This window comes from Pseudomonas sp. LFM046 (genome assembly GCF_000949385.2).
GTDB lineage: Bacteria > Pseudomonadota > Gammaproteobacteria > Pseudomonadales > Pseudomonadaceae > Metapseudomonas.
Genome location: NZ_JYKO02000001.1, coordinates 1,981,062 through 1,993,607, shown reverse-complemented (window position 1 = coordinate 1,993,607; position 12,546 = coordinate 1,981,062). Strand labels below are relative to the sequence as shown.

The window sequence follows — 12,546 nt, the reverse complement described above, 5'->3', positions numbered from 1 at the left end:
GATGCAAGCGCTGTACCAGTGGTCTAGGGAGTCGGGTTGCCTGGTGGCCAGCGAAGGGCCGAGCCGTCCTCGGAGGCTTGGGTTAGAGTAGGGACTTCGGCCACTGAACGGCGAGGACAGGCCTTGGACTGGCAGACCCTGCTCACCCGCGAACGCCTCGGCAAACCGGTGCACAGCACCGATGAGCTGGGCCGCAGCCCCTTCCACAAAGACCACGACCGCATCATCTTTTCCGGCGCGTTCCGCCGCCTGGGACGCAAGACCCAGGTTCATCCGGTTTCCAGCAACGATCACATCCACACCCGCCTCACCCACTCGTTGGAAGTGAGCTGCGTGGGCCGCTCCCTGGGCATGCGCGTCGGAGAAACCCTGCGTGATGCGCTGCCGGACTGGTGCGAGCCCTCGGACCTGGGTGTCATCGTCCAGTCGGCGTGCCTGGCCCACGACATCGGCAACCCGCCCTTCGGCCACTCGGGCGAAGACGCCATCCGCCATTGGTTCGAGCAGGCCGCCAACCGGGGCTGGCTGGACGCCATGAGCGACACCGAGCGGGCGGACTTCCTCAGCTTCGAGGGCAACGCCCAGGGTCTGCGCGTGCTGACCCAACTGGAGTACCACCAGTTCGACGGCGGCATGCGCCTGACCTACGCCACACTCGGCACCTACCTGAAATACCCCTGGACGTCCCGTCACGCCGAGGCCCTGGGCTACAAGAAGCACAAGTTCGGCTGCTACCAGAGCGAACTGCCGCTGCTGGAGCAGATCGCCGCCAAACTGGAGCTGCCGCGCATCGACGAGCACCGCTGGGGCCGCCACCCGCTGGTCTACCTGATGGAGGCAGCCGACGACATCTGCTACGGCCTGATCGACCTGGAAGACGGGCTGGAGATGGATTTGCTGGACTACGAGGAAGTGGAAGCCCTACTCCTCGGCCTGGTGGGAGACGACCTGCCGGAAACCTACCGCCAGCTGGGTCCGAAGGATTCGCGTCGACGCAAGCTGGCGATTCTCCGCGGCAAGGCCATCGAGCACCTGACCAACGCGGCGGCCCGCGCCTTCGTCGAGCAGCAGGACGCCCTGCTGGCCGGCACCCTGCAAGGCGACCTGGTGGAGCACATGCACGGCCCGGCCAAGCGCTGCGTGCTCAAGGCCAAGGCCATCGCCCGAGAGAAGATTTTCCAGGACAAGCGCAAGACCCTCCACGAGATCGGCGCCTACACCACGCTGGAAATCCTCCTGAACGCTTTCTGCGGTGCGGCCCTGGAGCAGCACGGCGGGCGCACGCCGTCGTTCAAGCACCGGCGCATCCTCGATCTGCTGGGCAACAACGCGCCCGATCCGGGCTGGCCACTCTACCGGTCGTTCGTCCGCGTAATCGACTTCATCGCCGGAATGACCGACAGCTACGCCACCGAAATGGCCCGTGAAATGACCGGCCGCTCCAGCCCCATCTGACCCAGGCCCCCAAGGAAAGGAGTAGCGCCGATGCGAACTCTGTTCAGACGAAGCCTGCGCTGGCATGCCGGCCCCCCTGCCTGGGGCGCGGCGCTGATGGCGGGTCTGGGCTGCGGGCTGCCGCTGATGCTGGGTCTGTTCACCAGCCACAGCGGCTTTCTCTGGGCGGCGACCGGTGCCTTTCAGGCCGGCCTGGCAAATCCCTTCCACCGCCTCGGCATGCTGCGCATGACCCTGCTCACCGGACTCGGGGCGATCAGCGCCGGCCTGGGGTTCTGGGCCGCCAGCCACCCGCTGCCGAGCCTGGCCAGCTTCGCCCTGATGGGCCTGCTGCTGGCCCTGCTGCAACGCTATGGCACCGAGCTGGGCAAGCTGGGCGCCGGCCTCGCAGCCTGCCTTTGCCTGGGCCAGGGTCAGGCGGGTCTGGGAAACCTGCACAACGGGCTGGCCGTGGGGGCGTTGTTCGCCATCGGCGGGCTCTGGGTGATGCTCCTGGCCTTTGCGCTGAGGGCATCGCAGGGGATGCGGCTGTGGCCGCTGATGCCGCGCCTTGGCAACTTCGCCAAGGTGATGCGGCGCCATGCCCGGCGCCTGCCCCAGCGGCTCTGGGTAATCCACGCCATGGCCTGCGTAACCGCGGCTGCCCTGGCCGGCCTGGCGGTCAATCTTTCCGGCCTGCCACGGGGCTACTGGCTGACCATGACGGTGATGACCACCATCCAGATGGACTTCAACGGCAGCCTGGAGCGCGGCATTCAGCGTTGCCTGGGTAGCCTGGTGGGCGCGCTGATCCTCATCGGGTTGGGAAGCTGGCTGCAGAGCCCTGCGCTGCTGGTGGCCTGCATGCTGCCGCTGATCGTCTTCAGCCGCGCGTTCATTGCCCAGCATTACGGGCTGTTCGTGGTGCAAACCACTGTGTGCTTCGTGCTGCTGGCCGAGTGTTTGTCCCTCGACTGGCACCTGCCACAGTTGCGCCTCTACAACACCCTGCTCGGCGCTGCGCTGGCGCTGCTGGTGGCCTACCTCGCCCATCGCGCACGCCTGCGCTGGGCCACACCGGCCCCCGCGATGGTGCAGGCACACCAGGGCGAATAGCGATTCACGTTGGTAGAACGTGGACTTCCGGATGCTCCTACGAAGAGGTGGGTTCATTCTCCCCGTCACACAATCCGGCGTATTGCCGACCTACCCGGCCGGCTCCGTCGCTCGGAACGGGCCCCTTATGACTCAGCGTCGAGGCGCTGCGCCAGCTCATCCTGCAGGTCGGCCAGGCTTCTCTTCACCGCATGGGCCAACGGGCCCAGCTGCTCCGCTTCCGCCCCCTCGTCGAGGGCGTCGCCAAAGGCCGTGCACTGGTCCAGCAATTGCTGAGCCCCCACCAACTCCACTGCCCCTTTGACTCGGTGGATCAGATGCCCGAGTGCGTCCCAGTGCTCCTCGCGGAGCAAGTCATCCAGCGCCTGGGCATCCGCCTCGTTGGCCCGGTGCAGCTCGGTGAGCAGCAGGCGCGCCGCCGCCGGGGAACCGCCCGTGGTGCGCTCCAGCAAATCGAGGTCGAGGCACATCGGCAGCTCGTCCACGCCAGGTTCAGGAACGGCATTGGTCGGTGCCAGACGACGCAGGTATCGCTGCAACCCGTCCAGGCCGATGGGTTTGAACAGGCAATCGTCCATACCGGCCTCGCGGCAGCGCGCCAATTCCTCCGGCTGGGCATTGGCGGTCAGGCCGAGAATCAGGCTCGGGCTGGCCCCCGTCTCGCGTTCCCATTCGCGTATGCGCCGCGCCAGCTGGTAACCATCCATGACCGGCATGTTGCAGTCGGTGATGAGCAAGTCGAAGGCTGATCCGACCCAGGCGCGCAGCGCGACCTCGCCATTCTCCACGTGCTCGGGGAGATGACCGAGGAACTCCAGTTGCTGCACCAGCATGATCCGGTTCACGGGGTGGTCGTCTGCCACGAGCACCCGCAGGGCCCTGACAGCTTTCAGCGGCACCACGGGTACGTCCGCCACCTGCGGTTCTGGCTCCAGCCTCGGCAGGAGAAGGTTCACCGAAATCCTTGTGCCAGCACCCGGCTCGCTCCACAGCTCCAGGCGGCCATCCATCAGTTTCACCAACCGGCGGCAGATACTCAGCCCCAGTCCGGTGCCGCCCCGCTCGGCCGTTGCACCCGTGGTGACCTGGGCAAACGGCTGGAAGATCCGCTTCAGGTCTTCTTCGTCGATGCCAATACCGCTGTCCGCCACCACCACGGTCAGCTCCAGCAGCTCCGTGCCCTGGCGAGTGGATTGCAAGGTGACGCTCACCCTGCCCCGGTCGGTGAACTTGATGGCGTTGCTGATGAGGTTGGAAAGAATCTGCTTGAAGCAGGACGGGTCCACCATCACGTCGTCCGGGGCAACCAAGTCGAGCCGCAGCACCAGGTCCAGTCCCTTCTGCCGGGCCAGTCCCTCGAACACCCGCACCACGGATTCGGTCAGGGCCCGGGGCGATGCACGGCGGGGCTCCAGGACCATGCGCCCGGCCTCGATCTTGGCGATATCGAGAATGTCACCAATCAACGCCAGCAGGGAGTCGGCGGAATCCCGCGCGATCTTGACCGCCTCCCGATCCAGACGCTCGCGCTTCAGCGCCAGTTCCAGCATGCCGGTGATGGCGTTCAGGGGCGTGCGGATTTCGTGGCTCATCGTGGCGAGGAAGCGGCTCTTCGCGACACTGGCGGACTCGGCCTGTTCCTTGGCCTGGCGTAGTTCGTCCATCAGCCGGTTGCGCTCGGTGATGTCCACCCAGCCGCAGATCAGTCCGAGGATTTCGCCGCGGGCGTTGCGGTAGGGATTCGCCCAGTAGGACACCATCAGGGTGCAGTCGCGCAGGTGCAGCTGTTGATCACTGAACAGGGCCTCGCCCTGCTCCAGGGCGCACCGGCTGAGTCTTTCCAGCTCCGCCAGGGCATCTCCCCGGAGGCCGTCCACCGCCTCCAGTGACCGATCGAGCAACGCGTCGAGGCTGACACCGATGGCCTCGACGAAGCTGAGGTTGCAGGTGATGGTGCGCCCGTCCAGGCCCCGCACGGACAGGGGAAAGGGGATGCCGTCGATCAGGGATCGCTTGAACGCCAGTTGGTCGTTCAACCGGCGCTGCTCCCGCTCCCGGCGCCTGACCTGGCGACGCAGACAGAGCGCCCAGCCGATGCAGAACAACGCCAGGACCAGCAGGACACCTCCCCCCTGGATAACCCACGACCGGTAGTCGTCCCAGCTGCTCTCGGCCAGCTCGCCGTTGGTGTACCAGCGATTGATGATGTTGCCCAGTTCATCGGGGGAGATGGACAGCAGGGCCTTGTCGAGAATGCTCAGCAGCTCGGGTTCGCTGCGGGACACGGCAAAGGCGAAGCGCCCTGGGTCCCGCCCGACCGTATCGATGATGCGGAGTCGGCCCGCGTAATAGCGATTGATCAGGAAGATGGTGGACGCCATGGAGTGAATGGCCGCATCGGCCTTGCCATCCGCCACACGGGCCAGGGCCTGGAGACCGCTGTCCACCTCTTCCAGTCGCACCTTGGGGTGGTGCTGGCGGATGTAGTCCCGCATCGCGTGCCCCGCTGGCACTGCCAGGGTACGTCCATCGAGCTGCGCCAGGCCTTGCAGGCCCGGCTCGGAACTGCGCGCCACCAGGACGGTGCTGTTGCTGAAATAGGGCCGGCTGAATCCCAGGTACTGGCGGCGCTCCGTCGTGGGGAGCAGGGTTGCGGCCATATCGGCCCTGCCCGCCCTCAGGTCATTGAGCAACTGATTGATGGAGGTCCCGGCGATGACTTCGACCTCCAGGCCGGTCTTCTGCCGGATCAGCTCCAGCAGGTCAGGCACCATGCCGCGAACGTTGCCCTGACGGTTGAAGAACGTCAGCGGCTCGTAGGTGCCATCGACCACCAGCCGCACTGGGCTGTGCGCCTTGAGCCAGCGCTGCTCCCTCTCGGTCAGCTTGGGCCGGGCGTTGTCCAGAAACATGCCGGCCCCACCGCCCCAACGGCGCAGGATGCCGGCCACATCCGCTTCCGGGATTGCGGCGATGGCGTTGTCGAGGATGCGGCGCAGGCGTTCATTTCCTGCCGCCAGGGAGAAGCTGACGCCTGCTCCGTCGAAACCGGCGAAGTTGGTCATGCGCAGGTGGATCAGGTAGCCCTGGCTGATGAGGTAGTTGGCGACGATGGCATCGCCAATGAACACATCGCTCTGGTCGAACGCCACCGATTGCAGAGCGCCGCGCACCGAACCGTGCAGGCTGGGGATAGCGTCGGGGTAGAGTTGGCGGATCAGGTCCAGACCCGGCCCTTCTGCAGAAAAGGCCAACCGCAGGCCGGTGAGATCGCCGCCGGCAGCGCGGCGATCGTCGATGCGGGTCACCATCACTGGCTGGTGTGGCAGGTAGGGCTTGGTCTGGATCAGTCCGGAGCTGCCGATGTCAGCCTCCATGCCGCTACCCAGCAGATCGATCCTCCCAGCACGAAGGGCGTCCCGCGCAGCCTGCCGGTCATGGAATCGCAGCACCTCGGTTTTCACCCCAAGCGCCTGGGTCACCAACTGCAGGTAGTCGGCCGTGATGCCTTCGTAGTCGCGGCCGCTGGCGGTGATATCGAAAGGTGGAAAGTCGGGCTCGCTGGTACCGATGCGCAATACGCCCTTGTCCCGTAGCCAGCGCCAATCCGCATCTTCCAGTTGGACCTTGAGGTCGTGGGATTGGGAACGCCCCAACAGTTGCAGGGAAGCGACGTGCTCCGCCACGCAGAATGACGGCAGCAGCAGGCCTCCAAATAGGAGGCATGCCAGCAGGGCGAATAGGCGCATGGTTGGGCTTACACGAGGGCGTTGCGATTGGCGAATTCCACCAACTCGATCAGCGAGCGGGCATTGAGCTTGAGCATCAGGCGGGTCTTGTAGGTGCTGACCGTCTTGCTGCTGATGAACATTTCATCGGCGATGCTCTGGTTGTTGTAACCATTGGCCAGGAACCGCAGCACCACCAGTTCGCGATCGGACAGGCGCCCGACCATCTCCACCTCGTTGGAAAGCCCCATCTGGCGCTTGCCCGACTTGATCACCTCACTGGGGAAGTAGCTGTAGCCCGATAGAACGGCCCGCACCGCTGAGGTGACTTCGGCAAGGTCACCTTCCTTGCGGACGAAGCCTGCTGCCCCGGCCTGCATGCAGCGCGTGGCGTAATGGCTGGGGTTCTGGCCGGTCAGGACCAGCACCCGCATCGGCAGATCGAGCGCCTGCAGTCGGGCGATGACATCCAGACCGCCGAGTTTGGGAATGCCGATGTCGAGGATCACCAGGTCCGGCTGGTGTTCCCGGGCCAGGGCGATGGCATCCACGCCATTGTCCGTCTCCGCCACGGTCGAGTAGCCCTCCCGGTCCAGCAGGAGTCGCACGGCGAGGCGAATCACCGGGTGATCGTCGACAACCATTACCTTGTAGGCGGACTCGTTTCCGGGTTCTAGAAAATCATCCAGATTGACCAGTTTGCTCACGGCGGCTCTCCCTTGGCGCGTTTGGAGGCTGCCAAGATAGTGAAGCCCGGTGCACTGTCGACCCCTCGAACGGCCCGGCAGGTGGATTCAGGAAGGCACCTACTTGACGTTGGGCCCCGTCCTACAATCCAGGATTCATTTCCACTGGAGCGTTATCCCGATTCAGTGGTCCCGACAGCCCCATCCACGGCCAGGAAAGGTCAAACGAGGGGAGGCAGCAGATGGACTCAAGGCATTCATCGACCCTGTCAGCGCCTCTCCGGACCAAGGTCCACTCCCCGCATTCCGCTGCCCATGGCAATTTGCACGACGACCGTCACACGCCTCATCTATGCTCCTGTAGCCCCTCAGGGACAGGGGCTAAGGAGCTGCCGTAATGCCGCAAAAGTTCGCTGAGCGTCGCTTTCCGCTGCACGTGCATATCAGCGCGCTGTTCACCCTGCTTCTGCTGTTCACCGGAGTGGTGCTTGGGCTGTTCAACTACCACCAGACCAGCCAGATCATCCTCTCCAGCAGCAATGAACTCTTCGGCCGGATCAGCGAGGACGTGGAAACCGACCTGGAGCACACCTACCAGCCCATCCATCGCCTGCTGAACCTGCTCGCGCTGGGCGGCATGGACCAGCGACAGGACGGCTTCGACCGCGTGGACGGTCTGCTCAAACCCCTGACCCAGGCACTGAAGGACAACCCCAAGCTGGCCGCCCTTTATCTCGGCTACGACGACGGCGACTTCTTCATGGTCCGCCCCCTGCGCAACGAAACGCTGAAGAAGGCCTTCGATGCCCCGCCAAATGCGGCCTATCAGGTCTGGAGCATCGAACGTGACAACCTGACCCGGGCCCGTTCGCTGACGTTCTTCTTCGATGACCAGCTCAACGAAATCGTCCGCCGCCAGAACCTCAAGGAACGCTACGACCCTCGAAACCGGCCCTGGTTCTACCGGGCGCTGGAGCAGGATGGAGCGATCACCACCGCACCCTACATTTTCTTCTCAAGCGGCGTGGTCGGAACGACCCTGGCCCGCCCCAGTGGCGTCGACGCCGTCATAGGCGCTGACCTGACCTTGCAGGACCTCTCCGCAACCCTGGCCAGCCACCGGGTCACGCCTTCCACCGAAGTGGTGCTCTATCAATCCGACGGCCGTGCCGTGGCCTACCCGGACGCCAGCAAGCTGATTCGTCGGATCGACGGTGCGCCCGAATTGGGCGAGATAAAGGACTTCAGCCCGGCGCTGGCCGCCCTGGTCGACCTCAAGGGCGACGGTAATCTGCGCACCAGCCTGGAGATCGATCAGCGCCGTTGGGTGGTGACCCGACAGCATCTCGCGGAAGGCGGCCCGAAAGGCCTGCAGTTGGCCATCCTGGTGCCGGAGGACGAACTGCTGGACGATGCCTACCGCATCCGCTGGCAGGGCGCGGTACTGACCCTGGCCATCCTGCTGCTGTGCATCCCGGTCGGCTTCCTGCTTTCGCGCATCGTGGTCAAACCGCTCAAGGCGCTGGTGGTCCAGGCCGAGGCCATTCGCAGCTTCAACTTCAGCCTGCCCGCCATGGGTCACTCGCCGGTGCTTGAGGTGGACCAGTTGGCGGTCGCCATGGCACGGATGAAGGAAACGATTTCCAGCTTCCTCGAAATTGCCTCCAGCCTGTCCGCAGAGACCCGCTTCGACCACCTGCTGCGCCGCGTCCTCGACGAAACCATCGACATCAGCGAAGCCTCCGGCGGCCTCATCTACCTGATCGACAATCAGAAGGGCCGGCTGGAGCCCCACGGCCTGTTCCTCAACGACAGCGAGCAGGACCTCGACGCCCACGGCATCCGGGGCTTCGGCCTGGAAAGCCCAGCCATGCCACGCTGGCTGGACCTGCCCTCCCACGGTGGCCCCAGCCAGTTGTGCTCCTTCGGCTATGACCAGGCCGGCGCCTACAAGGACCTGCTGAAGACGCTGGACAGTCCGCGGGTGCACCTGGTGAGCACCGGGCTGCACAATCGCCATGGCGTCACCATCGGCGTGCTCGTCCTACTGCACCGGGATACGGGCGCGGATTCACGCCCCGCCCTCCTCCGGCCTGAACGCGTTGCCTTCGTCGAGGCCATCTCCGGCGTTGCCGCGCTGTGCATCGAAAGCCAGCGCCTGCTGGAGAAGCAGAAGCAGCTGCTGGATGCCTTCATCCAATTGATGGCAGGCGCCATCGACGCCAAGAGCCCCTACACGGGCGGCCACTGCCAGCGCGTACCGGAAATCACCCTGATGCTCGCCCGGGCCGCCGCAGCCAGCAATGAACCGGCCTTCCGGGGTTTCAACCCCAGCGACGAGGAGTGGGAAGCCCTGCACATCGCGGCCTGGCTGCATGACTGCGGCAAGGTCACGACCCCGGAGTACGTGGTGGACAAGGCCACCAAGCTGGAAACCCTGAACGACCGCATCCATGAGATCCGCACCCGATTCGAGGTGCTCAAGCGCGACGCCTGGGTGCGCTACTGGCAGGCCCTGGCCCAGGGCGCGGAAGAAAGCGAGCAAGCCCGCCAGCGGGACGAGGAATTGAACGCCCTGGACGATGACTTCGCCTTCGTCGCCCACTGCAACCTGGGCGGAGAGGCCATGGCCGAAGCCGACCAGGAACGCCTGAAACGAATTGCCGCGCGCACCTGGACCCGCACCCTGGATAACCGTCAGGGCGTGTCGTGGGAGGAAGCCCAGCGCTTTGCGCGCACACCGCCGCAACCGCTGCCAGTGGAGGAGAAGCTGCTGGCCGACCGCCCCGACCACCTCTTCGAACGCCCCGCCAGCGACCTGATACCTCCGGACAACCCCTGGGGCTTCAAGCTTCAGGTGCCCGAGTTCAAGTTCAACCGGGGCGAGTTGCACAACCTCTCCGTCGGCCGCGGCACCCTGACGGAAGAGGAGCGCTACATCATCAACCACCACATCGTGCAGACCATCCTGATGCTCAATCACCTGCCCTTCCCGCCGCACTTGGCGAACGTGGCGGAAATCGCAGGCGGGCACCACGAGAAGATGGACGGCACCGGGTATCCGAAGCGCCTGACGCGGGACGACATGAGCCTGCCGGCGCGAATGATGGCCATCGCCGACATCTTCGAAGCGCTGACGGCGGTGGACCGTCCCTACAAGAAGGGCAAGACCCTCTCCGAGGCCCTGGGCATCATGACCGGCATGTGCCGTGGCGCCCATATCGATCCGGACCTGTTTGGCCTGTTCGTCCGTTCGGGCGTCTACAGGGACTATGCAAGGCGCTTTCTGAAGCCGGAGCAGATCGACCCGGTGGACGAAGCGGCGGTGCTGGCCAAGGCGGGGTTGGCCTGACTGGCGGGTGCCTACACGCACCGATAACGGGGTCAGGACCGCGCAACGCCTGACCACCGGTGCGCGCGGCGCACTCTACATGTTTGGTGTCGTTGCTCCGTCCAGACGACGTGGTTTCCCGCGCCCGGATGAAATCGCAGAAAAGAAACGGCCAGGCATGAAAAAGGGCGCCGTCAAGGCGCCCTTCTTTCATCCGAAGCCCGTCACGCGTTGACGGGATTCTCCGGGTACCACACGTCGATCAGCGGGCTGATGGTGGAGCCGGCCAACTCGGCGTGGCCCTTCTTCAGCCAGGCCTCGACCTGGGCGCGCTGTTCGGCGCTGACCGAGCCGCGCTTGCCGAGGCAGACGAAGCCGTAGTCCTCGGAACCGATAAAGCCCAGGCCAACGCCTTCGATCGCTTCAGTCATGAAACGCTCGAAGAATGCCGACACTGCGTCCAGATCCAGACCCTCTTTGTAGTTCAGGGTGATCTCGAAGCCCAGTTCCTGGAATTCATCGACACAGAGCTTCTTGCGCAGGCGGCGGGAGCGGTTGGTGGCCATAAGGCGGATCCTCGGGATAAATGACGGGCGGCACTCTAGCAGCTTCCGGAGCAACTTGCCCGTCCAGAGCCGCTGCCAGGGGCTGGTGGCGGACGAAATGAACGGACAACTCGCACAGTCGGTACAGGGTTGCGGCATAATGCGCCGATTTCCCGACCCCCTATGGGAACTTTCACCATGCCATCTGTTGTTGCCATCTGCCCTCGCCAGGAGGGCAATGCTTGATGTTCAAGTCCATTCGTACCTTCGCCGTCGCCGCCCTGATCCTGCCCTGTGCCCTGCCGCTGCAGGCTGCACAGGTCAACACCAATCTGCCTGCCAAAGTGCAGAAGGCACTGACCGCCAACAAGATCGCCCCCACCTCGCTGTCCCTGGTGACACTGCCGCTGACCGGCCCCGGCGCCCAGACCCTGGCCAATGCCGATGTCTCGGTGAACCCGGCGTCCACCATGAAGCTGATCACCACCTATGCGGCCCTCGAACTGCTCGGTCCCACTTACCAGTGGAAGACCGAGTTCTACACCGACGGCGCCCTGAAGAACGGCGTGCTGAACGGCAACCTCTACCTCAAGGGTGGCGGCGATCCCAAGCTGAACATGGAGAAGCTGTGGCTGATGATGCGCGACCTGCGCGCCAACGGCGTGCGCCAGGTCACCGGCGACCTGGTGCTGGACCGCAGCTACTTCGTGCACCCGCAACTGCCGTCCTTCAACGATGACGGCGGCGACGACAACAAGCCCTTCCTCGTGGGCCCCGACTCGCTGCTGGTCAACCTCAAGGCCGTGCGCCTGATCGCCCGCGCTGAGGGCGGCCAGGTCAACCTGGCCATGGAGCCGCCCATCGAGAGCATCCGCATCGACAATCGGTTGAAGGTGACCAAGGCCGGCAAATGCCCGTCCTGGCCGGACGTGCGCTACAACCCGGTCACCCAGTTCGACGGCACCACGCTGATCGCCAGCGGCCAACTGCCGGAAGGCTGCAGCGCGCAGACCTACATGTCCCTGCTGGACCATCCCGGCTACGCCGCGGGCGCCGTGCGCGCGTTCTGGAAGGAGCTGGGCGGCACCATCGACGGCAAGGACCGCCTGGGCGACGTGCCCAAGGACGCCAAGCTGCTGGCCCGTTCCTTCTCCCCGGACTTGGTTGAAGTCATCCGTGACATCAACAAGTACAGCAACAACACCATGGCCCAGCAGGTGTTCCTCAGCATCGGCGCGCGCTATCGCACCGAGGCTGACGGCGACGACGCCAGGGCCGCCCAACGGGTGATCCGCAACTGGCTGGCGAAGAAGGGCATCACGGCGCCGCACCTGGTGATGGAGAACGGCTCGGGCCTGTCCCGCAACGAGCGCGTCAGCGCACGGGAGATGGCCGCCATCCTTCAGGCCGCCTGGCAGAGCCCCTACGCCGCCGAGTTCATCTCCTCGCTGCCGCTGGTGGCGATGGACGGCACCATGCGCAAGCGCCTGCGCCGAACCGCACTGGAAGGCGAAGCCCATATCAAGACCGGCACCCTGAACACCGTGCGTGCCATCGCCGGCTTCAGCCGCGACAGCAACGGCAACACCTGGGCAGTGGTGGCCATCCTCAACGATCCGCGCCCCTGGGGTGCCTCGGCCATCCTCGACCAGGTGCTGGTAGACCTCTACCGCCAGCCGAAGGCCGTCGCCGACACCAACTGAGGC

General features: G+C 65.1%; 7 protein-coding genes. 4 read left to right on the top strand and 3 right to left on the bottom strand.

Annotated elements, in window-relative coordinates; all coding sequences use genetic code 11:
* Positions 1–123 precede the first annotated feature (123 nt).
* Both TQ98_RS09235 and TQ98_RS09230 read left to right on the top strand, forming a co-directional pair.
* Positions 124–1,455 carry a deoxyguanosinetriphosphate triphosphohydrolase gene (locus tag TQ98_RS09235; RefSeq protein ID WP_044875037.1) on the top strand — a complete coding sequence of 444 codons (1,332 nt, stop codon included), beginning with the start codon at positions 124–126 and terminating at the stop codon, positions 1,453–1,455.
* Between the two features lie 30 nt (positions 1,456–1,485).
* Positions 1,486–2,550: an FUSC family protein gene (locus TQ98_RS09230; RefSeq protein WP_044875036.1), complete on the top strand. Its 1,065-nt coding sequence runs from the start codon at positions 1,486–1,488 to the stop codon at positions 2,548–2,550.
* 125 nt (positions 2,551–2,675) lie between these two features.
* On the opposite strand, the gene TQ98_RS09225 is transcribed toward TQ98_RS09230, so the two are convergent.
* Both TQ98_RS09225 and TQ98_RS09220 read right to left on the bottom strand, forming a co-directional pair.
* On the bottom strand, positions 2,676–6,299 hold the full coding sequence (locus tag TQ98_RS09225; RefSeq protein WP_052659259.1) for a transporter substrate-binding domain-containing protein: 3,624 nt from the start codon (positions 6,297–6,299) through the stop codon (positions 2,676–2,678).
* Between the two features lie 8 nt (positions 6,300–6,307).
* Positions 6,308–6,922 (bottom strand): response regulator transcription factor, encoded by a 615-nt coding sequence (locus TQ98_RS09220; RefSeq protein ID WP_044875468.1) that lies wholly within the window; start codon positions 6,920–6,922, stop codon positions 6,308–6,310.
* 439 nt (positions 6,923–7,361) lie between these two features.
* Between TQ98_RS09220 and TQ98_RS09215 the strand changes: the two genes are divergently transcribed.
* On the top strand, positions 7,362–10,316 hold the full coding sequence (locus tag TQ98_RS09215; RefSeq protein WP_044875035.1) for an HD domain-containing phosphohydrolase: 2,955 nt from the start codon (positions 7,362–7,364) through the stop codon (positions 10,314–10,316).
* A 203-nt stretch (positions 10,317–10,519) separates the two neighbouring features.
* On the opposite strand, the gene TQ98_RS09210 is transcribed toward TQ98_RS09215, so the two are convergent.
* Positions 10,520–10,861: a 50S ribosome-binding protein YggL gene (locus TQ98_RS09210; protein ID WP_044875034.1), complete on the bottom strand. Its 342-nt coding sequence runs from the start codon at positions 10,859–10,861 to the stop codon at positions 10,520–10,522.
* Between the two features lie 224 nt (positions 10,862–11,085).
* Between TQ98_RS09210 and dacB the strand changes: the two genes are divergently transcribed.
* On the top strand, positions 11,086–12,543 hold the full coding sequence (gene dacB, locus TQ98_RS09205; RefSeq protein WP_044875033.1) for a D-alanyl-D-alanine carboxypeptidase/D-alanyl-D-alanine-endopeptidase: 1,458 nt from the start codon (positions 11,086–11,088) through the stop codon (positions 12,541–12,543).
* The last annotated feature ends 3 nt before the right edge of the window (positions 12,544–12,546 follow it).

Excerpts from the sequence above, each read along its gene's own strand:
- TQ98_RS09230 (WP_044875036.1), top strand. The coding sequence starts at position 1,486 with ATGCGAACTCTGTTCAGACGAAGCCTGCGCTGGCATGCCGGCCCCCCT.
- TQ98_RS09225 (WP_052659259.1), bottom strand. The coding sequence starts at position 6,299 with ATGCGCCTATTCGCCCTGCTGGCATGCCTCCTATTTGGAGGCCTGCTG.
- TQ98_RS09220 (WP_044875468.1), bottom strand. The coding sequence starts at position 6,922 with ATGGTTGTCGACGATCACCCGGTGATTCGCCTCGCCGTGCGACTCCTG.
- TQ98_RS09215 (WP_044875035.1), top strand. The coding sequence starts at position 7,362 with ATGCCGCAAAAGTTCGCTGAGCGTCGCTTTCCGCTGCACGTGCATATC.
- TQ98_RS09210 (WP_044875034.1), bottom strand. The coding sequence starts at position 10,861 with ATGGCCACCAACCGCTCCCGCCGCCTGCGCAAGAAGCTCTGTGTCGAT.
- dacB (WP_044875033.1), top strand. The coding sequence starts at position 11,086 with ATGTTCAAGTCCATTCGTACCTTCGCCGTCGCCGCCCTGATCCTGCCC.